At 67.8% G+C, this 23362-nt stretch carries 21 protein-coding genes; 14 read left to right on the top strand and 7 right to left on the bottom strand.

The window, feature by feature from the left end; genetic code table 11:
* Position 1: 1 nt before the first annotated feature.
* From BKK80_RS18275 to BKK80_RS18290, 4 genes are all read left to right on the top strand, one after another.
* Complete coding sequence (locus tag BKK80_RS18275; protein WP_071070400.1) at positions 2-1336, top strand: DUF3426 domain-containing protein; 1335 nt, start codon at positions 2-4, stop codon at positions 1334-1336.
* Positions 1337-1405: 69 nt separating this feature from the next.
* Entirely contained in the window at positions 1406-1906 is a 501-nt protein-coding gene (gene tpx, locus BKK80_RS18280) for a thiol peroxidase (RefSeq protein WP_071015488.1), read from the top strand.
* 73 nt (positions 1907-1979) lie between these two features.
* Positions 1980-2927: a carbohydrate kinase family protein gene (locus BKK80_RS18285; protein WP_071015491.1), complete on the top strand. Its 948-nt coding sequence runs from the start codon at positions 1980-1982 to the stop codon at positions 2925-2927.
* 20 nt (positions 2928-2947) lie between these two features.
* Complete coding sequence (locus BKK80_RS18290) at positions 2948-3415, top strand: outer membrane lipoprotein (RefSeq protein WP_071015493.1); 468 nt, start codon at positions 2948-2950, stop codon at positions 3413-3415.
* A gap of 284 nt (positions 3416-3699) precedes the next feature.
* Here BKK80_RS18290 and BKK80_RS18295 read toward each other — a convergent pair whose 3' ends face one another.
* Both BKK80_RS18295 and BKK80_RS37475 read right to left on the bottom strand, forming a co-directional pair.
* A complete protein-coding gene (locus BKK80_RS18295; protein WP_071070403.1) occupies positions 3700-4401 on the bottom strand; it encodes a histone H1-like repetitive region-containing protein in 702 nt (233 codons plus the stop codon).
* Positions 4402-5683: 1282 nt separating this feature from the next.
* On the bottom strand, positions 5684-5989 hold the full coding sequence (locus BKK80_RS37475) for a hypothetical protein (RefSeq protein WP_236903692.1): 306 nt from the start codon (positions 5987-5989) through the stop codon (positions 5684-5686).
* Between the two features lie 314 nt (positions 5990-6303).
* On the opposite strand from BKK80_RS37475, the gene BKK80_RS18305 reads away from it, so the two are divergent.
* The 4 genes from BKK80_RS18305 to BKK80_RS18320 all read left to right on the top strand — a co-directional run bounded on the left by BKK80_RS18305 (position 6304) and on the right by BKK80_RS18320 (position 11362).
* Positions 6304-6774, top strand: a complete 471-nt coding sequence (locus BKK80_RS18305) for a DUF2147 domain-containing protein (RefSeq protein WP_071070407.1) — start codon at positions 6304-6306, stop codon at positions 6772-6774.
* Positions 6775-6967: 193 nt separating this feature from the next.
* The gene (locus BKK80_RS18310; RefSeq protein ID WP_071015498.1) at positions 6968-7951 is read left to right on the top strand and encodes a Bug family tripartite tricarboxylate transporter substrate binding protein; all 984 of its coding nucleotides are present in this window, start codon (positions 6968-6970) and stop codon (positions 7949-7951) included.
* Between the two features lie 370 nt (positions 7952-8321).
* A complete protein-coding gene (locus tag BKK80_RS18315; protein WP_071070409.1) occupies positions 8322-10589 on the top strand; it encodes a TonB-dependent receptor in 2268 nt (755 codons plus the stop codon).
* A gap of 86 nt (positions 10590-10675) precedes the next feature.
* Positions 10676-11362 carry a Fe2+-dependent dioxygenase gene (locus tag BKK80_RS18320; protein ID WP_071015502.1) on the top strand — a complete coding sequence of 229 codons (687 nt, stop codon included), beginning with the start codon at positions 10676-10678 and terminating at the stop codon, positions 11360-11362.
* Positions 11363-11420: 58 nt separating this feature from the next.
* Here BKK80_RS18320 and BKK80_RS18325 read toward each other — a convergent pair whose 3' ends face one another.
* The gene (locus BKK80_RS18325) at positions 11421-12332 is read right to left on the bottom strand and encodes a LysR family transcriptional regulator (RefSeq protein ID WP_071070412.1); all 912 of its coding nucleotides are present in this window, start codon (positions 12330-12332) and stop codon (positions 11421-11423) included.
* Between the two features lie 133 nt (positions 12333-12465).
* Between BKK80_RS18325 and BKK80_RS18330 the strand changes: the two genes are divergently transcribed.
* The gene (locus BKK80_RS18330; RefSeq protein WP_071015506.1) at positions 12466-12858 is read left to right on the top strand and encodes a tautomerase family protein; all 393 of its coding nucleotides are present in this window, start codon (positions 12466-12468) and stop codon (positions 12856-12858) included.
* Between the two features lie 101 nt (positions 12859-12959).
* On the top strand, positions 12960-13793 hold the full coding sequence (locus tag BKK80_RS18335; protein WP_071070414.1) for an aldo/keto reductase: 834 nt from the start codon (positions 12960-12962) through the stop codon (positions 13791-13793).
* Between the two features lie 71 nt (positions 13794-13864).
* On the opposite strand, the gene BKK80_RS18340 is transcribed toward BKK80_RS18335, so the two are convergent.
* The gene (locus tag BKK80_RS18340) at positions 13865-14272 is read right to left on the bottom strand and encodes a hypothetical protein (protein ID WP_071015510.1); all 408 of its coding nucleotides are present in this window, start codon (positions 14270-14272) and stop codon (positions 13865-13867) included.
* A 428-nt stretch (positions 14273-14700) separates the two neighbouring features.
* Between BKK80_RS18340 and BKK80_RS18345 the strand changes: the two genes are divergently transcribed.
* The 3 genes from BKK80_RS18345 to BKK80_RS18355 all read left to right on the top strand — a co-directional run bounded on the left by BKK80_RS18345 (position 14701) and on the right by BKK80_RS18355 (position 17958).
* Positions 14701-15285 (top strand): BPSL1445 family SYLF domain-containing lipoprotein, encoded by a 585-nt coding sequence (locus BKK80_RS18345; protein ID WP_071015512.1) that lies wholly within the window; start codon positions 14701-14703, stop codon positions 15283-15285.
* 108 nt (positions 15286-15393) lie between these two features.
* Positions 15394-16293, top strand: coding sequence for a recombination-associated protein RdgC (locus BKK80_RS18350; RefSeq protein ID WP_071015514.1), 900 nt, complete (start codon positions 15394-15396; stop codon positions 16291-16293).
* A 468-nt stretch (positions 16294-16761) separates the two neighbouring features.
* Positions 16762-17958 (top strand): ribonucleotide-diphosphate reductase subunit beta, encoded by a 1197-nt coding sequence (locus tag BKK80_RS18355; RefSeq protein ID WP_071015516.1) that lies wholly within the window; start codon positions 16762-16764, stop codon positions 17956-17958.
* Between the two features lie 99 nt (positions 17959-18057).
* Here the strand turns inward: BKK80_RS18355 and BKK80_RS18360 are convergent, their stop codons facing one another.
* Positions 18058-18888: an AraC family transcriptional regulator gene (locus tag BKK80_RS18360; RefSeq protein WP_071015518.1), complete on the bottom strand. Its 831-nt coding sequence runs from the start codon at positions 18886-18888 to the stop codon at positions 18058-18060.
* An 86-nt stretch (positions 18889-18974) separates the two neighbouring features.
* Here BKK80_RS18360 and BKK80_RS18365 point away from each other — a divergent pair, with 86 nt between their 5' ends.
* Positions 18975-19601 carry a glutathione S-transferase family protein gene (locus BKK80_RS18365; RefSeq protein ID WP_071015519.1) on the top strand — a complete coding sequence of 209 codons (627 nt, stop codon included), beginning with the start codon at positions 18975-18977 and terminating at the stop codon, positions 19599-19601.
* A 56-nt stretch (positions 19602-19657) separates the two neighbouring features.
* On the opposite strand, the gene BKK80_RS18370 is transcribed toward BKK80_RS18365, so the two are convergent.
* Positions 19658-19987, bottom strand: coding sequence for a DUF190 domain-containing protein (locus BKK80_RS18370; protein WP_071015521.1), 330 nt, complete (start codon positions 19985-19987; stop codon positions 19658-19660).
* Between the two features lie 229 nt (positions 19988-20216).
* Entirely contained in the window at positions 20217-23147 is a 2931-nt protein-coding gene (locus BKK80_RS18375; RefSeq protein WP_071015523.1) for a ribonucleoside-diphosphate reductase subunit alpha, read from the bottom strand.
* Positions 23148-23362 lie beyond the last annotated feature (215 nt).

The following is a 23362-nucleotide window of genomic DNA, read 5'->3' on the forward strand; positions in this document are numbered from 1 at the left end:
GATGGCCGCCGTCAAGCTCGTCACGCGCTGCCCCGCATGCCGCACGGCCTTCCGGCTGGTGGCGGACCAGTTGCGGCTGCGGCAGGGACTGGTGCGCTGCGGCCGCTGCGATACGGTCTTCGATGCCCGCCAGCACCTGATCGAGATTCCCGCCCCGACCGCGCCGGCGCAAGGTGTGCGCGACGCGGCACAGACCGCCACGGCACCGGCGGCCCCCGCGGGTCCTGCCGACGATACCAGCCAGGGTGCTGCGGCAGAGCCGTACCGCGCACCACCGTTCGACCCGGGCTATGACCCCGGCTATGATGTGCCGGCGCTGGACGCGCCGACCATGATGATGGGCTCACCCGGCTCCACCACCGCTGAAGCCGAGCCCGCGCAATCATCGGTGCCACCGCCGGAAGCGCGGCATGCCGGCGCCCCCGTTGGTTCGCCCGGGCAAGCCGCCACGGCGGAAGGAACACCTCGCCAGCAGGCGCCCGCTGCCTCCGCGCAGGCGCCTGCCCCCACCTGGCCCGCAATCGATGCAGCCGGGCTCGATGAGCCTGGCACCGGCACGACGCCGCGGGACGCTCCACCAGCGGAAGCGCCGCCTGCTGCCGAGGCTGCGGCGGAAGACGTCTCCGCCGGAGCGCCCGGGAAGCCCGGCGTCACGATGGCGGCTCCTCCGGAAGACAACGCCCGGCAGCCGAACGAAGGCATCCCGGATGCCTTCGCCGGCACCCCCACCGCGATCGCCAGCGAGCACGCCACGCGGCGCTGGGCCGCGCGGCAGGACGAAGCGCCCGCCGCTGCGTACGCCCCGGATTTCCTGCGCCATGCGCGCGCACACGAAACACCGCGCGCGCGTGGAGCAGGTCGGCGTGCCTGGCTGCTGGCCGGCGTGGTGGTACTCGCCATCGGCGCCGCCGCGCAGGCCACCTACCTGGCCCGCTCGCAGCTCGCCGGCCGCTTCCCGGCGCTGCGTCCAGCGCTGGAATGGGCCTGTGCGCCGCTGGGCTGCACGGTGGCGCCCTGGCGCGACCTCGATGCCCTGCGCATCGACAGCTCGCAGCTGCAGAAGCAGGAAGAAGGCGGCGATACCTATGTGCTCAGCGTCACCCTGCGCAACCAGGGACGCGCCACCACCGCTCTGCCCGCCATCGAACTGGTGATGACGGACCTGCAGGACCAGCTCCTGCTGCGGCGCGTGCTGCAGCCCGCCGAATATCTCTCCCCGGCACAACGCGCCTTCGCCCAGTACGGCATGCGGGCCGGCACCGAGCTGTCGGTTCGGGTACGATTCCGTTCGCAGCAGGCGGCGGCCAACTACCGCGTGCTGCTTTTCTATCCCTGAATTCTGCAGACCCGCCGCACGCCGCCCTGCGCGCGCAGGCGGGCCCGCGCATCCACACAGGAGCCAAACATGAGCAACGTGACCCTCGGCGGTAACCCGATCGAAGTCGGCGGCAAGTTTCCCCAGCCCGGCGACCATGCCGCTTCCTTCTCGCTGGTCGGCAAGGACCTGAAGGACGTCAAGCTGGAAGACTTCGCCGGCAAGCGCAAGATCCTGAACATCGTGCCCAGCCTCGACACGCCCGTGTGCCAGGCTTCCGCGCGCCGCTTCAATGAAGCCGCCGGCAAGCTCGCCAACACCGTGGTGCTGACCATCTCGGCCGACCTGCCCTTCGCCATGGGCCGCTTCTGCACCACCGAAGGCCTCGACCACGTGGTGCCCCTTTCGCTGATGCGCGGTGCCGAGTTCAAGTCCAGCTACGGCGTCGACATCCAGACCGGCCCGCTGGCCGGCCTGACCGCGCGCGCGGTCGTGGTGCTGGACGAGAACAACGTCGTCAAGTACAGCCAGCTGGTGCCCGAGATCAAGACCGAGCCGAGCTACGACGCCGCGCTCGCCGCCCTGCTGTAATCCTCATCCGCCCGGCGCGCCTGCGCGTGCCGGGCCTGCCCCGCCACACCTCAACGCATTCCCTGGAGAAAGCATGGCCAGCCTGATTTGCGGCTCCGTTGCCTACGACACCATCATGACCTTCGAAGGACGGTTCCGCGAACACATCCTTCCGGACCAGATCCACATGCTCAACGTATCCTTCCTGGTCCCGGGCATGCGTCGTGAGTTCGGAGGCTGCGCGGGCAACATCGCCTACACGCTCAAGCTGCTGGGCGGCGATCCACTGGTGATGGCCACGGTGGGCGCCGACGCCGAGCCCTATCTGCAGTACCTGCGCCAGCTGGGCATCCCCACCACCTATATCCGCACGTTGCCCGACACCTTCACGGCCCAGGCAATGATCACGACCGACCTGGACAACAACCAGATCACGGCCTTCCACCCGGGTGCGATGAGCCAGTCGCAACTGTCCAGCGTGCAGGAAGCGATGCAGGGCGACACGCGGCCGGCGCTGGGGATCGTCGCGCCGGACAGCCGCGAGGGCATGCTGCACCATGCCCGCCAGTTCGCCGAAGCGGACGTGCCTTTCATCTTCGACCTGGGCCAGGCCATGCCGCTGTTCAACGGCGACGACCTGCGCCAGTTCGTTGAACTCGCCAGTTACGTGACGGTCAATGACTACGAGGCGCAGGTCCTGCTCTCCCGCACCGGCTGGAGCCACGAGGATGTCGCCGCCCAGGTGCGCGCGTTCATCGTCACGCACGGCGAGCACGGTGCCAGCATCCATGCCGACGGGCGCAAGTATGCGATCCCCGCCGTGCCGGCAGAACGTGTGGTCGACCCCACCGGCTGCGGCGACGCGTTCCGCGGCGGCCTGCTGTACGGCATCGAACACGGCCTCGACTGGGAAACCACGGGGCGCCTCGCCAGCCTGATGGGCTCGCTCAAGATCGCGCATCAGGGACCACAGAACCACAAGCCATCGCGTGACGAAATCCGTGACCGTTTCCAGGCGGCCTTCGGATTCCACTACGCGTAGTCTTCTTTTCGGGACATACCATGAACCAGAAGCTCCGTATCGGCGGCGCCGCCGTCCTCGCAGCCGCCACCCTGCTGGCCGGCTGTGCCGCACAGTCGAACTCGAACAGCGTCTACACCCCCGGCCAGGCTCAGCGCGAGCAGACGGTACGCTACGGCGTGGTCGAATCGGTACGCGAGGTTCTGATCCAGGGTAACCAGACGGGGGCCGGCACCATCGCCGGCGGTGCCATCGGCGGCGTGGCGGCCGGCAGCCTGATCGGCAGCGGCAACGGCTCGGTGGCAGCGGGCATCCTCGGCGCAGTGCTGGGCGGAATCGCCGGCAGCGCCACCGAGAACAAGATCAACCAGCGCCGCGGCCTGGAGATCACCGTGCGGCTGGAGAACGGCGACCTGCGCGCGATCACGCAGGATGCGGACGAGACGTTCCGCCCGGGCGAGCGCGTGCGGCTGCTGTCCTCCGGCGGCGTGACACGCATCACGCACTGAACCGAAGCCCTGCCGCAGCGCAGACCAGGGCGCCGTGTCCCGCAAGGGGCACGGCGCCCTTTTTCATGACGGGATAGCGAGGCCCGGCAGCCCACACGAGGCCGGCAGCGCACAGGACGAAGCGCAAGCGCCGCCCCAAAAGGAAAAGCCCGCCGGGCGCAAGCCTTCGGCGGGCTGGCAAGACGCTGGTCTTGCTGACCGGATACGCAGTATCCGGTCATGATGGCACGCGATGCGTGCCAGGCGGCCTCCGGTGACCGTAAACGGACGCCGGCAAGGCGCGCTTACGGACGGTTGCCCGTCGGAAACGGCCAGGCCGCGGCCGGGTTCAGGGTCGTCTTGGCAGCGGCAGCGGGAGCCACTGCGGGAGCAGCGGCAGGAGCAGCCGGGGCGGCAGCCTTCTTGGCAGCAGCCTTCTTCGGGGCGGCAGCCTTCTTCGGCGCAGCAGGCTTGGGGGCAGCGGCCTTCTTCGGAGCGGCAGCCTTCTTCGCTGCAGCGGCCTTCGGTGCAGCAGCCTTCTTCGGCGCAGCGGCCTTCGGTGCAGCAGCCTTCTTCGGCGCAGCGGCCTTCTTCGGTGCGGCGGCCTTCTTGGCCGGTGCAGCCGCCTTCTTCGCGACGGCAGCCTTCTTGGCCGGTGCAGCCTTCTTGGCAGCAACCTTCTTCACTGCGGCCTTCTTGGCCGGTGCAGCGGCCTTCTTGGCGACAACCTTCTTCGCCGCGACCTTCTTCACTGCAGCCTTCTTGGCCGGTGCTGCCTTCTTGGCGGCAACCTTCTTCACAGCGGCCTTCTTGGCCGGCGCAGCAGCCTTCTTGGCGACAACCTTCTTCGCCGCGACCTTCTTCACTGCAGCCTTCTTGGCCGGTGCTGCCTTCTTGGCGGCAACCTTCTTCACAGCGGCCTTCTTGGCCGGTGCAGCGGCCTTCTTGGCGGCGGGCTTGGCAGCGGCCTTCTTGGCCGCCGGTTTCTTCTTAGCAGTCGTTGCCATGGATAACTCCTTCACTAGCTAGTGAATATCGAATGACCTAGATTGGCGACCCGACCGACCCGAGGCCCGCCGCCTTGCGGCAGCCCCAGTCGAGCGAGCGATTCATCGGCGCGCTGCCGGACCGCAGCCGCACGCTTATGAATTCGGTGTCAGGCGTGCCGGCCCATCCGGCACGATTGCGGCAACAGGAAGCCCGCACCCGGACTTCCGACGCATGCCGCGTCCTGGAAGATTCGATTTGCCTGCGCCGCTCTTCGAGTCGGCGCCCGGCGGGGAATGAGGAGATATCGGTCGGCGTGCCTGTCGTGCGGGCTTGGCCTCGCGCACGGCAGACGGCATTCATTCGGGGGTAGCTGACCCAACCCGTTTCCGGGTCACAGGAGACTGCACGCATTTTGATAAGCCTTCCCGGCCCGGTCTGCGTCAATGTTCTCGTGCTCCTCTGCTACCTGCATCGCTGCATCATCAAGACGCATCGCCTATGTCATTCAATCCTGCGTCTTGCTTCCTTGCAATGAAGTGAGACTCTTGTCAAGGCGAATCATAATTCGTTTGCTCGATGATGTTAAGAAAAAAGTGCAAAAAAACTTGCACGCGAAGACCAGGCAATCTATCTCGCCTTCGCTTCGATACGACGCACGCATCGAGGCACGCAAGCGAGACGAAGTGCCGATGGAAATCCGCATCGCAACCACGCGCTCGCCGATGCCGGAGCACGTCGATGCAGCCTCCTGCTCGACGTGCATCGAGAGGCAAAGCCACACCGCTCACGACGTCATCGCGCATCGCGCGCGCGCCTGCGGAAGAGCGCTCCCCCGACTTGGCCTGTGCGCCGGAAACCCGTATGAATAAAGGCTTTGCGGCTGGCGATGGAATTCGCTCGACGCGCTCGCGTCGATGCCTGCGGCACCGTTCTCGCACGTCGTCGCAGCGCGCACACCGCGTGTGTCGGCACACACAGCGCACGGCTTTCGTCCCGTGCGCGATGCCACGAGGCGGAGCACGCCGGCCTGATGCCGGACCTGGCGCGAGCAAGCGACGCGCGTCGATGAGAGTGATGCATCCACGCAACGGTTTGCACCTCGTCGAACGAGACAGACACGACCGCGCGAGCATGCTCGCGCTCGCTGCCGATCGAGCGCGAGACGATTGGCAAGCTGCGACCCCGCGACAAGGGCAAGCGACAGAGCAGGCGACAGAGCGGGCAACGCAGTCGCGATGTACCGGAACCGCGACGAGTCGATGCGCATGCCATCGCTTCGCTGCGATGGCGCGACGCGGATCACGGCGACGGGCGTGGCGCGCAGATGCCGTGCGCGGACTCCGGGTTTCGCCTGACAAGAGACACGGCAGCCCGCCCCCTCCTCTCCCTCCTCTCCCTCCTCTCCCTCCTCTCCCTCCTCTCCCTCCTCTCCCTCCTCTCCCTCCTCTCCCTCCTCTCCCTCCTCTCCCTCCTCTCCCTCCTCTCCTCGCTCTCTTGCCAAGCTCGCGTCGTGCCGTGGGTGCCGCCGCCCGTGCGGTACCGATGCCCCGGCCGGCAGTCAACTCGCATCTGGGCGAAGCCATGCGACGCGCGCGAAGCCGCCACGGGTGAGCTCCGACGCGGGCGGGGACGCACCGGCGCAACAGCGGCCCCTCGCTTAGAGGGATGCCTCCAGTGCGCAACCGGCTCGGCTTTGCTGCACCACGAGAAGCCCGGAAGCCGCGCCGCACGGCCGTTCCGGGCCAGCGGGTGAAGACCGGGCAGTGCGTTTGCATACGGCGGCCCAGATTGCAGTCCTGCGCCCCCGCCAGTAGATTGGCGAGCGCGCCCCTTCCCGCGCGCCTTGCCAGGCAGGCGAGGCCCGATGGAACGCGGCGCCGGGCCGCGCGCCGGCCATGCAACCAGAACAGGAGATCCCGATGCGTCATCACCCTTCCCATGGCATCACCCGCGGCATTCGCGCCGCGATGTTCGTCGCAGCGCTGCTCGGCAGCGCCGCCGCCTTTGCGCAGTCCAACCCGGCCGGGATCTGGAAGACCATCGACGACAGCACCGGCAAGCCGCGTGGGCTGGTGGAGATCAGCGAGAAGGAAGGCGTCTACAGCGGCAAGGTGATCAAGAGCTTCGTCGAGGACGAGGTGAAGTCGAAGGTGTGCGACAAGTGCACCGACGCGCGCAAGGACCAGCCCATCATCGGCATGACGATCCTGACCGGCCTGCGCAAGTCCGGAGACAACGAATGGAGCGGCGGCGAGATCCTCGACCCGGAGAACGGCAAGGTCTACAAGAGCAAGATGTCGCTCGCCGACAATGGCAACAAGCTGAACGTGCGCGGCTTCATCGGCATCAGCCTGCTCGGCCGCACCCAGACCTGGGTGCGCGAACGCTGAACGGGGCGCGGCCCGCCGATGCGCCCGCACGCCGCCGCATCGGCAGCGCCGGCCGGTCCGGCCTGGCCGTCCGGGCATTCAGCGGATTGACAGCTTCGCTGGGTAAGATCCCTCGGTCCCGCGCGCGAGCCGCTTCCTGCCCCTCCGGCAATCCTCGCGCGCGGTCATCCCAGAACAGTCCAAGGAGACCCTGATGCGCCTTTCCGCCACCGGCCGTGCCCTGGCCCTCGCCACCCCCATCTTCGCCGCCGCCTTCGTGCCGGGCACCACCGCCCACGCCAGCGATGCCTGGCCGGCGCACGTCGTGAAGTTCGTCGTGCCGTTCACACCCGGTGGCGCCAACGACCTGGTCGCACGCGCGGCGGCGGACGCGGTCAGCAAACGCCTCGGCCAGACCGTGATCATCGAGAACCGTCCGGGCGCCGGCGGCATCGTCGGCGCCGACTATGTCGCCAAGAGCAAGCCGGACGGCTACACCTTCCTGGTCGGCGCGGTCGGCACCGTGACCAACGAGTTGATCCGCAGCAAGATGCCGTATGCCTCGGATGACCTGGTGCCGGTGTCGCTGATCGCCGTGAGCCCGTCGGTCATCGTCGCCGCACCGTCGCTGCCGGCCAACAACCTGAAGGAGCTGGTGGCCTACTCGAAGAAGCAGCCCGGCGGCGTCAACTTCGCCACCGCCGGCAGCGGCAGCACGCCCCACTTCGTCGAGGAGATGCTCAAGGAGAAGGGCGCGGCGCTGACGCCGGTGCCTTACAAGAGCGGTTCGGAGAGCATCACCGCAGTGATCGGCGGCCAGGTCGCGGCGACGTCCGAAGCCAGCGTGGTGGTACTCCCGCAGATCAAGGCCGGCAAGCTGAAGGCGCTCGGCGCAACCTGGGACAAGCGCATGAGCGCCGCGCCCAATATCCCGACCACCGCCGAGCAGGGCATGCCCGAGGTCCGCATCGGACACTGGGCCGGCATCTTCGCGCCCAAGGGGACCGATCCGGCCATCGTCAAGAAGCTGAATGCCGAGATGACTGCAGCCATGCAGACGCAGGAAACGCGGGAGCGCCTGCTGCCGAACGGTATCGAGCCGGCGGGCGGCTCGGTGGAGAGCTTCGTGGCGTTCATCAAATCCGAACGCGAGCGCCTCGGCCGCATTGCCAAGAATGCGAACATGAGCGCCGATTAATCCGCACCCGAAGCGGCCACAATATGTGGCCCTTGTCTGCACGAGGCCCGCTCCCGAGCGGGCCTTTTCTTTGCCAGCCCGGGCCTGGTGCGGCATGGGAGCAACTCATGGGCCACTTCCAAAAGCTGCGCTCCCATTTTTGTATCGATATTGACGTCAAATGACCATATATAGATACATTCAAGCACGGATTATATTGTCTGTCTCGTCACCGCAACGCAAATTGCAACGAAAATCATTCGCATTTATATTGCGCTTCGCCGCTTTTGCATACTCCGCCGTTTCCGCCCGCAGCCCGGATCCGTGAGCGCCGCGGGATCGCGATGATCCCGTCGGTCTCGTTCATGGCCGGGCAGACGAGACCACCGACATGAACCGCCGCACACCGATCGCCACCGCGCTGCTCGCCCTCTTCGCCGCCCCCGTCGCCGTTCACGCCCAGCAGGACCCATCCACACGGCCGCCCCAAGCGGCGCAGGCCCAGCAGGCGCCCGCCGCAGCCGGTGGCACGCTGAAGGAAGTGGTCGTGCAGGGCAGCGGCAGCCGCGACGACTACAACGCCGTCCACAACAGCATCTCCAAGCTGCCCGAGGACCTGCACGACGTGCCGCAGTCGGTCACGGTGGTGAACCAGGCGCTGATGCAGGCACAGGGCGCGAGCTCGCTGGCCGACGCCCTGCGCAACGTGCCCGGCATCACCATCGGTGCCGCAGAAGGCGGCCAGATCGGCAACAACATCAACCTGAACGGCTTCACCGCCCGCACCGACATCTACCTGGACGGCTTCCGCGACCGCGGCCAGTACTATCGCGACACCTTCGCGCTGGAAGAAGTGGAAGTGCTGATGGGCCCCTCCTCGATGCTGTTCGGCCGCGGCTCCACCGGCGGCGTGATCAACCAGGTCAGCAAGAAGCCCTCGCTGAAGGCCGCCACCGAAGTCAGCGGCTCGGTCACCACCAACGGCCTGGTGCGCGCCACCGCCGACTACAACACGCCGACCTCGGACACCTCGGCCTTCCGCATCTCGGCCATGGCGCAGAACGGCAAACCCAGCACGCGCGACGAGATGACCGTGCAGGACTTCGGCATCGCCCCGTCCTGGCGCGCAGGCATCGGCACCTCGACCGAGATCACGCTGTCGGCACTGCTGCAGCACAATCACGACATGCCGGACTACGGCCTGCCGAACCTGAACGGACATCCGGTCAACGTCAATCGCAACGCCTTCTACGGCTATACCGATGACCGCACCAACCAGGACATCGCCTCGCTCAGCGCCGGCATCACCCACAAGATCTCGCCCAACCTGAAGCTGCGCAACCAGACGCAGTTCAACTATGTGGAGACGGATGCCCGCGAGACCGCGCCCAATGCGGTCGGCACGGTCGGCACGCGCGGCTTCACTGCACTGACCAGCAGTTCCCTGCCGCTGGACCGGCTGTTCGTGCGCCTGCAGAGCCACGACCGCAAGATCCGCGACTACTCGATCTTCAACCAGACCGAGCTGACCGCCAACTTCGACACCGGACCGGTCAAGCACACGCTGCTGCTCGGCACCGAGTTCGGCCACGACGGCTACAACAACCAGAACTACTACCGCGACGGCAGTTGCAACGGCGTGCCGCTGGTCAACGGCACCACCGCCGCCACCACCGGCTACGCCGCCTGCGAGCCGCTGGCCAGTCCGGGCTACTCGGCCTCGCCGTCCAGCGTGGCCAGCACGCCCGGCAACCTGCAGGGCGGCTCGTCCAACACCATCGCGGCCTACGTCAACGACTCGATCGAGTTCAACAAGCACTGGAAGGCGGTGGCCGGCCTGCGCTACGACCGCTTCATCGCCAGCGTCACCAACTCGATCAACTCCGGCAACAGCGCGGGCGCGCCTTACTTCAGCACGGCGCTGGCCAACGCCCAGCAGACGGTCAACTTCACCAGCGTGCGCCTGGGCGGCATCTGGCAACCGACCGAGGCACAGTCCTACTATGTCTCCTACGGCACTTCGTTCAACCCGTCGCTGGAGCAACTGACCGCGACCGTCGGCCAGCAGAACCTCGATCCCGAGAAGAACAAGGCCTACGAGGTCGGCGGCAAGTGGGACCTGATGGGCGGCGACCTGTCGCTCAACTCGGCACTGTTCCAGATCACCAAGGACAATGCGCGCACGCAGATCGACTCCACCACCTACGCGCTGACCGGCACGATCCGCGTGCGTGGCTTCCGCGCCGGGGCCACCGGCCGCATCACCAGCAAGTGGCAGGTGTTCGCCGGCTACACCTATCTCGACGCTCAGATCACCAATGGCATCGGCGCGGGTACCCAGGGCATGGTGCCGGCCAACACGCCCAAGCACACGGCGACGGTGTGGAGCAGTTACCGCGTGCTGCCCGACTGGGAGGTCGGCGGCGGCGCATACTATATGTCGCAGCGCTTCGCCAACAATACCGATACCGTGCAGGTGGGCGGCTACGTGCGCTGGGACGCCATGGTGGCGTATCACCAGCCGAAGTACGACGTGCGCCTGAACCTGTTCAATGTGTTCGACAAGAAGTATTACGATGCGCTGATCCCGTCGGACGGCGGGCGCGCGGTGCCAGGCACCGGCCGCACCGCCATGCTGTCCTTCGTCTACCGCATGTAAGCAAGCGCCGCGGCGGGCCGCCACGGCCCGTCCGGCGCCTGCCCGGCCCTCGAGGCCGGAACGCAGCAGAACCCGCGAGAATCCGCATGTTGCTCCGCATTCCCAAAGTGCTCGACGCCGAACAGCTGGCGGCGCTGCGCGGCCGGCTCGACCAGGCCGGCGCGGCCTGGGTCGATGGCCGCGTCTCGGCAGGCTACTCCGGCGCGCCGGTCAAATCCAACCAGCAGATCGACGAGCGCACGGAAGTGGCGCAGGACTGCCAGCGCCTGATCCTCGGCGTGCTCGAGCGGCACCCCTTGTTCATCAGCGCCACGCTGCCGAATATCGTCTACCCGCCGATGTTCAACCGCTACGGCGAGGGCATGACCTTCGGCCCGCACGTGGACGGCGGCGTGCGCATCCACCCGCACGACGGCCGCAAGCTGCGCACCGATATTTCCGCCACGCTGTTCCTGTCCGACGCGGCCAGCTACGACGGTGGCGAATTGCAGGTGGAGGACACCTACGGCATGCACAGCGTCAAGCTCGATGCCGGCGACCTGGTGGTCTACCCGGCCACGAGCCTGCACCAAGTCACGCCGGTCACACGCGGTGTGCGCGTGGCGAGCTTCTTCTGGATCCAGAGCCTGGTGCGCGACGACATGCAGCGCAGCCTGCTGTTCGACCTCGACAATGCCATCCAACGGCTCAATGCCAGCGATGCCGATGCGGTCGCCCGCCGCACCCTGGTGGGCTGCTACCACAACCTGCTGCGCCAGTGGAGCGAGACCTGAGCGAGACCCGGTCAAGGCCTAAGCGTCAGCGCCACGGCGTACCGGCCTGCGCCGGCGTCTAGCCGAGCTGTTCCGCCAGCGCCGCGCGCACCTGCCCGACCAGTGGCGCCTCGCCCGCGCGTGCCGGCAGCAGAAAGAACTCCGCCGGCGGCAAGGGCGGCAGGCGCAGACGCGCCTGCGTGCGCGCATCCAGCGTGGCGATGCCCGGTCCGATCGCCGAGGCATTGAGGCAGGACAGGCCGAGGCCGGCCGCCAGCGCCAGTTGCAGGCCGGCGACACCGGAAGCCGAGTGCATCACCACATACTCGAGCCGGCGCCGCCGCAACAACTGCACCACATACTGGTGCAGGGAGCAGGTGTCCGGCAGCAGCACCAGCGGCAAGGGCACGCCCAATGCCTCGCTATCGCCTGGCGCCGCGACCCAGGCCAGGGTCTCGCGCCGCAGCACCGTGCCCGCCCCGGTCTTGCCCGTGCGACGGCTGCCATCGCGCGGGCGGGCGCGCCCTTGCGCCGCCGGTGCCAGCCGCATCGACAAGCCGATGTCGAAGCTGCCGCCATCCACCTCGGCTTCGATCATCGCGCTTTTCATCACCGTCACGTGCAGCCGCAACTGCGGGTAGCGCTCGCGCAGGCCGCGCAGCATGGCCGCGATCTCGCCGGGCCGGAAGTAGTCGGTGACCGCCAGGCGCAGCTCGCCTTCCAGCCCCTGCCCGCGCAGGTCCTGCAGCGCCATCTCGCTGAGGGCGAGGATACGCCGTGCATGCTCGAGCAGGCGCCGGCCCGCCGGCGTGGGGACTGCGCCCTGCTTGCCGCGCGTCAGCAGCGGCACGCCGGCGCGCGCTTCCAGCTTGCGCAGCTGCTCGCTCACCGAGGACTGCGAAAGGTACAGCCTCGGTGCGGCAGCCGACAGGCTGCCTGCCTCCGCGACCGTGACGAAGGTACGCAACTGGTCGAGATCGAACCCACGCATTGCAGCCCCCATGATCCAGATTCTCCGATAGATGTTATCGCATCTTCCCGCTTTTCCGATGGATATGGCCTCCCTAGAATGAACCCATCCCAACCCACTGCCCGCCAGCGGGCACGCCACCGGAGCCATCACCATGCCGCACATCGACCTGCAGATCTCGGGCACGCCGGACGCCACGCTCACGCGCCGCAGCGCAGCCACAGTGGCCGATCTCACCCAGCGCGTACTCGGCAAGAAGCCCGAGGTGATCGCCATCACGGTCCGCTACGTCGCGCACGCCGACTGGATCATCGGCGGCCGCTCTCTGGCGGAGCAGGACCGTAACGCCTTCCATCTCGACATCAGCGTGACCGACGAGACCAACACCAAGGCCGAGAAGGCCGAGTTCCTGCGCAAGGCGTTCGCGGCCCTGTCCGAGTTGATCGGCAAGGTCCATCCCTGCTCCTACATCCACGTCATCGACGCGCGCGCCGCGGCCTACGGCTACGGCGGGCTCACGCAGGAATACCGCCACCAGCACGGCTGACCCGGCGCGGCGCGCGATCTCGCATCCGACTACCATGTGGGAATGTGCGGCGTGGGCGCGGTGGGCGCGCACGCGCTGCACCGACCTGACAGGAAATCCGTATGCAGACAGTCATCCTGCCCGGAGGGGAGGCGGTGCCCGCGCTCGGCATGGGCACCTGGAACATGGGCGAAGACCCCGGCGCACGCACCGAAGAGCTCGCGGCACTGCGCCTCGGCCTGGACCTGGGCATGACCCTGATCGACACCGCCGAGATGTACGGCGAGGGCCGCTCCGAGCAACTGGTCGGCGAGGCCGTCGCCGGACGCCGGGACGGTGTCTTCCTGGTCAGCAAGGTCTACCCGCACCACGCCGGCCGGCGCGAGGCGGTGGCCGCCTGCGAACGCAGCCTGCGGCGCCTGGGCACCGACCGCATCGATCTCTACCTACTGCACTGGCGCGGCCAGGTACCGCTGGCCGAGACCATGGAAGCCTTCCTGGCGCTGCGCGCGGCCGGCAAGATCCGCCACTTCGGCGTCAGCAACCTGGACCTGGACGATATGCAGGAACTATGGACAGTCCCGGGCGGACGGGACGTCGCCGCCAACCAGTTGCTGTACAACCTGGGTCGACGCGGCATCGAATGGGACCTGCTGCCCTGGCTGCGCGAGCATCAGGTGCCGCTGATGGCCTATTCCCCGCTGGAGCAGGCCCGGCTGCTGCGCCGCCCGTCGCTGGCGGGATTCGCGACGCGGCACGGGATCACCCCCGCGCAGGCGGCACTGGCATGGCTGCTGGCACGCCCGGGCGTGATCGCCATCCCGAAATCGGCCAATCGCGCGCGGGTGCGCGACAACGCCGGCGCGCTGGCGCTCCGGCTGGACGCGGCCCAACTGGCCGAACTCGATACCTTGTTCGTGCCGCCCGCCGGCCCGTCCGCGCTCGCCATGATTTAGAGGCCTGGCCTTGGGTGTTGGGTCTTGAATACATGGACCAGCCCGGCGGGCACAGGGCTCCTCAGGGCTCTTCAGCGCGCGGTACGGGACCGCTCGCTCTCGATATAGCGCACCAGATAGGCACGCGTCTTGGCTTCGGTATCGCGGCCGACCTGGTTGGCGGCCTGGCGTGCCGAATCGCGGCCGTGCGAAGACACCATCTGTGCATCCAGGTAATCGCGGAAGGCGACGCGGACTGCCTCCAGCTGGGCGCGGCAGGCCTTCAGCGCATCGTCGGCCAGTGCCTGGGCCGTGCCGCTGCGCGGGAGTTCGGCATCCGCCTGCCGCCGGGCACAGTCGGTGTAGTCACCGCGCAACGCCTGCCAATGCGCATTGGCGGACTCATTGGCAGACTGTGGAGCCTGCCCATCGACCGGCGGGCGCGACGCGCAGGCGGTCGCCAGCAAGCCGGCGGCGAGGAGTATGGGAGCGAGTTTCATGCTCCATCGACCGGTGCACCGGGGCAGGGTTCCCTGACGGTACAAAGTCTTACCGATCAGGCCCGCGCCGCAGCGCGGCTGGCGCCACCCCACGGGCGTAGGACGCATCCGCGGCCAATTCCAGACACTGTCCTACAGCGCGCCGGCGCACGGCTTTGTAGACTGCGAAGGGCAGATCCGGCCACCGCGGCGGCCGCCCCGTGTCCTGGATCAAACCCAGCCGCCACCGCGGGAACCGGGCCGCGCGAAATGCTGGATACTGGAACCCGTCGCGCTGTGTGGCGGCCCAGGCTCTCGCCATCGCTTCGGGACGCAGGCAGGCCCGGGGCCGGCAGCGTGCCGAAGACATGCAGGAATCAGCGGGGAGCGCGCCGGTGCGCTGGCGGCGGCGCGGCGTGGATTGTGGTTCCATCAACAGGAGAATGACAATGCAACGGAGATCGTTTCTGGCAATCGGCACCGGACTGGCGGTGGCGGCATCCGGCATGCTGCTCGGCGCCTGCACCACCACCTCGAACAGCGCGTCCACGGACAAGGTGGCCAAGCGCCGCGAGATCAATGCCGCCGTCGACGGCTCGCTCGACAAGCTGTATGGCAGCGTGAGCGGCTCGCGCGAACTGGCGGCACGCTCGCGCGGCATCCTGGTCTTCCCCAACGCGGTTTCCGCCGGCTTCATCGTCGGCGGCCAGTACGGCGACGGTGCCTTGCGCGTGGGCGGCAGCACGCGCGGCTACTACAACATCGTGGCAGGCTCGGTGGGCTGGCAGATCGGCGCGCAGTCCAAGGCCATCATCCTGATGTTCATGACCCAGGAGGCGCTCGACAAGTTCGTCGCCAGCCAGGGCTGGACCGCCGGCGTCGACGCCACGGTCGCGCTGGCCAAGGTCGGCGCCAACGGCGTGCTCGACACCAACACCGCGCAGCAGCCGGTGGTGGGCTTCGTCGTCACCAACGCCGGCCTGATGGCTGGCCTGAACCTCGAAGGCAGCAAGATCTCCAAGATGGACCTGTAGCCGGGCCTCCCTCCGGTCCCATGCGCGGGACGTTCGCGCGGCGCGGCAAGCACATTGCCGCGCCCGCCGCGCGAACGGATAGAATTCGTCCCTTTGGCCGAATTCTCTATGTGGTTCAAGAACCTGCAGTTGCACCGCCTGAGCGCGCCTTGGTCCCTCAGCGCGGATGACGTCGAAGCCTGCCTGTCGAAGCATGCCTTCTATCCGGGCACCAGCCTGGAGATGCAGACGCAGGGCTGGGCATCGCCGCGCGAGAACGGTGCCCTCGTGCACCAGGTGGGCAAGCAGATGCTGCTGACCATGCGCGCCGAGAAGAAGCTGCTGCCCGCCACCGTCGTCAACCAGGTGACCAAGGCGCGCGCCGCCGAGATCGAGGAACAGCAAGGCTTCAAGCCTGGCCGCAAACAGTTGCGCGAGCTCAAGGACCAGGTCACCGAGGAACTGCTGCCGCGTGCCTTCAGCATCCGGCGCGACACGCGCGTGTGGATCGATCCCGTCAACGGCTGGCTGGCCATCGACGCCGCCGCGCCGGCCAAGGCGGACGAAGTGCGCGGGCTGCTGTTCAAGGCCATCGACGGCCTGGCCATGCAGACCCTGCAGGTCAACCAGTCGCCGGTGGCCGCCATGACCGACTGGCTGGCGACCGACACCGCGCCCGCCGGCTTCTCGGTGGACCAGGAAATCGAGCTGCAATCGAGCAACGAGAGCAAGGCCACGGTGCGCTACGTGCGCCATCCGCTCGACCCGGAAGACCTGCGCCGCCATATCGCCGCCGGCAAGCGCTGCACGCGCCTGGCGATGACCTGGAACGACCGCGTTTCCTTCGTGCTGACCGAGTCGCTGGCGGTCAAGCGCGTGGCACCGCTGGACATCATCAAGGAACAGGCCGACAGCGGCGCCCAGGACGAGGACGAGCGTTTCGACGCCGACTTCACGCTGATGGCCGGCGAACTGTCCGGCCTGCTGGGCGACCTGGTCGGGGCACTGGGCGGCGAGCGCAGCGCCTGAAGTCTGACGCGCGCCGGGGCACCTGCCCCGGGGGTACTACTACGGGTAGTACCCCGGCCCGCGCTCCACGCGGTTGCTGCGCGGGCCGCCAGCCCTTTGCCCAGGCGGCCCGGCGGCAGCCGGCAGGCGGCCCATAGCCACCACCATCGACACTAGGGATAGTGGCAGAACATCCAGACCAGACTACGGATAGTGTTTATTTCCGCTTTTTTCCTTTTCCGTACCGGACCCCGATGCTAGAATCCCGGCATCCACTTCACGAGGGAGCAGCAATGCGACAAGCCATGCCGTGGTCCCATCCGAGCGCCTGCCACGACCCTCGCCGAAGTGACACCGACACAGGCCGTAGCGGCTAGCACGCTGCACGGACCGCACCGCTGGCACAGGCCGGCGGATAACCGCAGCGACGGCCGCGCCAAGGCGCGCGACACCGTCCGCAACCGAAAAGCATCCACGGAGAGAATCGCCATGCTGAGCTGGGACGATGACGTTCAAGCCACCCCGCAGGCTGCCCCGCAGCCTGCCCCGCAACCCGCGCTGCAAGCGGCGCCGTCTAGCGCCGACCAGCTCGGCACGCTGCCGCCGGCCGCCACGCAGCCGGGTGGCATCCTGGGCGACAACCCGAACGCCGCCGCCGCGCAGAGCAAGCGCCGCGTCAATGCCGCCGACAAGCGCGTCATCAACGGTTCCACCGACGTCAACCAGCTGGTGCCCTTCAAGTACAAGTGGGCCTGGGAAAAGTACCTGGCCGGCTGCGCCAACCACTGGATGCCGCAGGAAATCAACATGTCGCGCGACATCGCGCTGTGGAAGGACCCCAACGGCCTGACCGAGGACGAGCGCCGCATCATCAAGCGCAACCTGGGCTTCTTCGTCACCGCCGACTCGCTGGCCGCCAACAACATCGTGCTGGGCACCTACCGCCAGATCACCGCGCCGGAATGCCGCCAGTACCTGCTGCGCCAGGCCTTCGAGGAGGCCATCCACACCCACGCCTACCAGTACATCGTGGAGTCGCTGGGCCTGGACGAGGCCGAGGTCTTCAACGCCTATCACGAGGTGGCGTCGATCCGCGACAAGGACGAGTTCCTGATCCCCTTCATCGACACGCTGACCGACCCGTCCTTCAAGACCGGCACGCCCGAGAACGACCAGAAGCTGCTGAAGTCGCTGATCGTGTTCGCCTGCATCATGGAAGGCCTGTTCTTCTACGTGGGCTTCACGCAGATCCTGGCGATGGGCCGCCAGAACAAGATGACCGGCGCCGCCGAGCAGTACCAGTACATCCTGCGCGACGAATCGCTGCACTGCAACTTCGGCATCGACCTGATCAACCAGATCAAGCTCGAGAATCCGCACCTGTGGACCGCCGAGTTCAAGGCCGAGATCACCGAGCTGTTCAAGAAGGCCGTCGACCTGGAATACCGCTACGCCGAGGACACCATGCCGCGCGGCGTGCTGGGCCTGAACGCGCCGATGTTCAAGGGCTACCTGCGCTTCATCTGCAACCGCCGCTGCCAGCAGATCGGCCTCGAAGCGCTCTTCCCGAACGAGGAGAACCCGTTCCCCTGGATGAGCGAGATGATCGACCTGAAGAAGGAGCGCAACTTCTTCGAAACGCGCGTGATCGAGTACCAGACCGGCGGCGCGCTGTCCTGGGACTGATCGGCACGGGTCCGGCGCCGCGCCGGACCGGAAGCCCGAACGAGGCGACGCCGTTGGCGTCGCCTTTTTTCTTGTGCCCGCACCGGCCGCTGCCGCCGTTCAGGCTCCCGCCTCCTGGCGGCGATAGGCGTGCGGCGGCTGGCCCACCAGACGCTGAAAATCGCGCGTGAAGTGCGCCTGGTCGTAGTAGCCGAGACTCTGCGCCAGTTGTGCCAGGTCGACCGCTTCGCCGCCCGCCAGCCGGTCGGCGGCTTCATGCAGCCGGTAGCGCCGGACCACCCACTTCGGGCTCACGCCCAGATAGTCGGCAAAGCACTGCTGCAGGGCCCGCACGCTCATGCCGGCCCGCTCCGCCAGCGCTTCCACCCGGGTCAGCAGCCCATCCCCGGCGGCCTGCGCCAGGATGGCCTGCAGGCTCTCCACGCGCGCATCCGGCGGCGGCAGGCGGGGCTGCAGGAAGTCCGCCGCGGCAGCGACCATGGCGGCATCGTCTCCGGCTTCGAGCACCGCGCGCTCGAAGCCGGCAGCCGCCTCGTCATCGAGACCGGCGAATACCGCCGGCAACGGCAGCACGCGGTCGGTGACGGTGTGCACGGGCCGGCCCAGCACGGCGCGGAAGGCGCCGGGACGGAATCGCAGGCCCAGCGCGCGGCCCCGGCCAGCCAAGGTGTAGTCGAAGGCGCCGCGCACCACGCCGAAGAGCGCAGTGCGGCCGGCGTCGAACACGAGATTGACGCAGGGATAGGGCAAGGTTCGCTGCGTGTAGGCAGGCTGGCCGCGCAGATCCCACTCCACCAGCCAGGCATGGTCGAGAAAGGCTGCCAGGCCGGCCGGCGGCTGGTAGCGCGCCAGGCGGAATTTTCGGCTGGCCGACGTTGGCGCGACAACGCCCTTGGGCCGTTCGGTCACGGGCCGCAGCGGCGTGCTCATGCGCATTTTTCCAAGACCGGAAGGACGCGCACGCCTATAAAAACAATCCGGAGTTCTTCCCTCACCTCGTTCCTGCGGAGTCCGCGATGTCTACGAATCGTCATATTACGCTGTTCCACGCCCCTAACAGCCGCTCGGCCGGCGCGCGCATCCTGATCGAGGAACTCCAGGCCGAGCACACGCTGCAGGTACTCGACCTGAAGGCCATGCAGCAACGCGAACCGGCCTACCTGGCGCTCAACCCGATGGGCAAGGTGCCCGCGCTGCGCCACGGCGACAGCATCGTCACCGAGCAGGCCGCGATCTTCCTGTACCTCGCCGAACTCTACGCGGAGCGGGGCCTGTCGCCCGCGCCGGGGGATCCGCTGCGCGGCGCCTACCTGCGCTGGATGGTGTTCTACGGCTCCTGTTTCGAACCGGCCATGGTCGATCGCGCGATGCAGCGCGAAGCGGGCCCGGCCAGCATGTCGCCCTACGGCAGCTATGAGGCCGTGGTCGGCGCGATCGAACAGCAATTGCAGCCAGGTCCCTGGCTGCTCGGCGAACGCTTCACTGCGGCGGACGTGTTGTGGGGCAGCGCGCTCGGCAGGATCTGCGCTTTCAAGCTGATGCCGCGCTCGCCGGCGGTTGGCGCCTACCTGGAGCGCTTCCAGGCGCGGCCGGCCGTGCAGCGGGCGCAAGCGCTGGATGCGGAGCTGGCCGCGAAAGCCTGAGCAGGGCGGCCCCGTACCAGCCCTGGGACGCGCCTGCCACCCCGGCGACGCCCGGCTCAATGCGCGCGCGCCCCGCCGCCTGCGAGGCCGAACTCCACCGGAGAACGCGTATAGAAGATCTCCACCGGCTCCTCGGCAAGCCGCGCGAACAGGGCATCGGCCTCCGCCGCGGTCGCGATCAACGTGATCTGCTCCGGCCGGTCGGTCAGTTCGACGAAGTGCCAGCTGTGCAGCCGGTGATGGTGTCCGATGCCCTCGGCCGCCACCAGGTGCGTCGCGCCCTGCAGCTTGAGGTCGCGCATCACCTCCATCAGCCAGTGGGAAAGCTGCTTGCCGCGGTGCCGCCGGCTTTCGACCGTGTACAGGGTGATCTGATAGCCTTCCACGATATGCCCCCATGCCGCCGCGCGGCACGACGCAGGCGCGTGCCCGGCGCGGCTCCTGTTCCAGTCTAGGCGACCCCCGGCCGGCCGACGGCGGGGCCGCCGGCAACCCGAAACCCGGCGCACCAATGGAAACGGGCCGGTGCCGGGAAACCCCGGCACCGGCCCGTGCTGGCTGGGAGCACCGCCGCAGCCGTCCGGCTGCGGCGGGCCCGTGCCCTGCCCTACCGCCTTACTGGCAAGCCTCGCATTCCTCGAAGCCGGGGTCGCCCGGACGCATCGTGCATACCGCGCCCTCGGCCTCCGGCATGGCCGGAGCCGACGCCGCGGCGGCGTCCAGCGCGGAGCCGCCGTCGCTGCCCGACGACACGGCGTTCAGCGAGCCGCGCGTCACCGTGGACTTCTCCACGTGGGTGGCCGCCATGGTGCGCAGGTAGTAGGTGGTCTTCAGGCCGCGCAGCCAGGCATGCTTGTAGGTGTCGTCCAGCTTCTTGCCCGATGCGCCAGCCATGTAGATGTTCAGCGACTGGGCCTGGTCGATCCACTTCTGGCGACGGCTGGCCGCTTCCACCAGCCAGCTCGGCTCCACCTCGAAGGCCGTCGCATAGATATCGCGCAGGTCCTGCGGGATGCGGTCGATGCGGGCCAGCGAGCCGTCGAAGTACTTCAGGTCGGCGACCATCACCTCGTCCCACAGGCCGCGTGCCTTCAGGTCGCGCACCAGGTAGTCGTTGACCACGGTGAACTCGCCCGACAGGTTCGACTTGACGTACAGGTTCTGGAAGGTCGGCTCGATACAGGCCGACACGCCGATGATGTTCGAGATGGTGGCCGTCGGCGCGATCGCGATGCAGTTCGAGTTGCGCATGCCGTGCTGCTTGATGCGCGCGCGCAGGCTGTCCCAGTCCATGGTCGAGGACAGGTCCACGTCGAGGTAGCCGCCGCGCTCCTCGCCCAGCAGCTTGAGCGAGTCCTGCGGCAGGATGCCGCGATCCCACAGCGAGCCGTCGTAGCTGCTGTAGCGGCCGCGCTCTTCGGCCAGTTCGGTCGAGGCCTGGTACGCGTAGTAGCACACCGCTTCCATCGAGGTGTCGGCGAACTGCACCGCGGCGTCGCTGGCATAGGGCAAGCGCAGCACGTGCAGGCAGTCCTGGAAGCCCATGATGCCCATGCCGACCGGACGATGGCGCAGGTTGGAATTGCGCGCCTTGTCCACCGCGTAGTAGTTGATGTCGATCACGTTGTCGAGCATGCGCATCGCGGTGCGGATGGTCTTCTGCAGCTTGGCGTGGTCGAGCACGTAGCTGCCGTCGGCCTGCTGCTTCAGGTGCGCCACCAGGTTGACCGAGCCGAGGTTGCAGACCGCGATCTCGCTCTCATTGGTGTTCAGCGTGATCTCGGTGCACAGGTTGGAGCTGTGCACCACGCCCACGTGCTGCTGCGGGCTGCGGATGTTGCAGGGATCCTTGAAGGTGATCCACGGATGGCCGGTCTCGAACAGCATGCCCAGCATCTTGCGCCACAGCTGCACCGCCGGGATCTTCTTGAACAGCTTCAGCTCGCCGCTGGCGGCCTTGGCCTCGTAGCCCAGGTAGGCCTGCTCGAAGGCCTTGCCGACCTTGTCGTGCAGGTCCGGGCAGGTCGACGGCGAGAACAGCGTCCATTCCGCGTTCTCCATCACGCGCTTCATGAACAGGTCGGGAATCCAGTTCGCCGTGTTCATGTCGTGCGTGCGGCGGCGGTCGTCGCCGGTGTTCTTGCGCAGTTCGAGGAATTCCTCGATGTCGAGGTGCCACGTCTCCAGGTAGGCGCACACCGCGCCCTTGCGCTTGCCGCCCTGGTTGACCGCCACCGCGGTGTCGTTGACCACCTTCAGGAACGGCACCACGCCCTGCGACTTGCCGTTGGTGCCCTTGATGTGCGAGCCGAGCGCGCGCACATTGGTCCAGTCGTTGCCCAGGCCGCCGGCGAACTTCGACAGCAGCGCGTTCTCCTTCAGTGCCTCGTAGATGCCTTCCAGGTCGTCCGACACGGTGGTCAGGTAGCACGAGGACAGCTGCGAGCGCTGGGTGCCCGAGTTGAACAGCGTCGGCGTCGACGACATGAAGTCGAACGAGGACAGCAGCTGGTAGAACTCGATGGCACGCGCCTCGCGGTCGGCCTCGTTCAGCGCCAGGCCCATGGCCACGCGCATGAAGAAGGCCTGCGGCATCTCGATGCGCACTTCATCGATGTGCAGGAAGTAGCGGTCGTACAGCGTCTGCAGGCCGAGGTAGTTGAACTGGAAGTCGCGCGAGGCGTCGAGCGCCGCGCCCAGGCGGGCCAGGTCGAAGGTGGCCAGCTTCTCGTCGAGCAGTTCGGCCTGGATGCCGCGCGCGATGAACTTCGGGAAGTACTCGGCGTAGCGCGTCGCCATCTCGGCCTGGGTCACCTCGGCGCCGAGGATTTCCTTGCGGATGGTGTGCAGCAGGATGCGGGCGGTGACCTGGCTGTAGTCCGGGTCCTTCTCGATCAGGGTACGCGCGGCCAGGATGGCCGAGTCGTAGACCTGGCTCATCGGCACGCCGTCATACAGGTTCTTCAGCGTTTCCCGCAGGATCGGCTCGGCACTGACGCTCTGGCCGAGGCCGCTGCAGGCGTTGTCGATCAGCGCATGCAGCGCGGCCAGGTCCAGCGGCCTGCTCTGGCCGCCGTCGGTGACGTTGACCGTCACGCCGCCCTGCTGCACGCGGGCCACCGCCTGGGCGCTGGCCTGGGCGCGCTCCTGCGTGCGCTTCTCGCGGTAGAGCACGTAGGCACGGGCCACCTCGTGTTCGCCCGAGCGCATCAGCGCCAGCTCGACGTGGTCCTGCACATCCTCGATATGGAAGGTACCGCCGTTCGGACGGCTGCGCAGCAGCGCGCGCACCACGCCCTGCGTCAGCTGCTCGACCAGCTCGCGCACGCGCGCGGAAGCGGCGCCCTGCCCGCCGTTGACGGCGAGGAAGGCCTTGGTCATGGCCACCGTGATCTTGCTGGGCTCGAATGCCACCACGGCGCCGTTGCGCCGGATGATCTTGTGATCCTGGTAGCCGCTGTTAGCGGCGGCAGTCGACTGCTGGGGCGCTGCAGCGCCGGCGGGATTGGCCACGCCGGCTGTGATTTCGTTCTGGGCCGTCTGCATGAAGCACTCCTGTTTCCCGGGGTGAAAACGACAGAGTCCCCAGCAAATGCGCACTGAACAATCCCACCGCCGGCACGGGGCCGGAACGGCAAGCGGCTTGCTACATCTGCAGGGGACTCGAAAGACTGGACGCCCGGTGTCCCGGGCCGCCGGCCGCGCGATGCCTGCATCGCGACGGCTGCGTCCCCTGAGTCACATCCAGGCGAGCACGCTGC

Origin of the sequence: Cupriavidus malaysiensis (genome assembly GCF_001854325.1) — a bacterium.
GTDB classification, from domain to species: domain Bacteria; phylum Pseudomonadota; class Gammaproteobacteria; order Burkholderiales; family Burkholderiaceae; genus Cupriavidus; species Cupriavidus malaysiensis.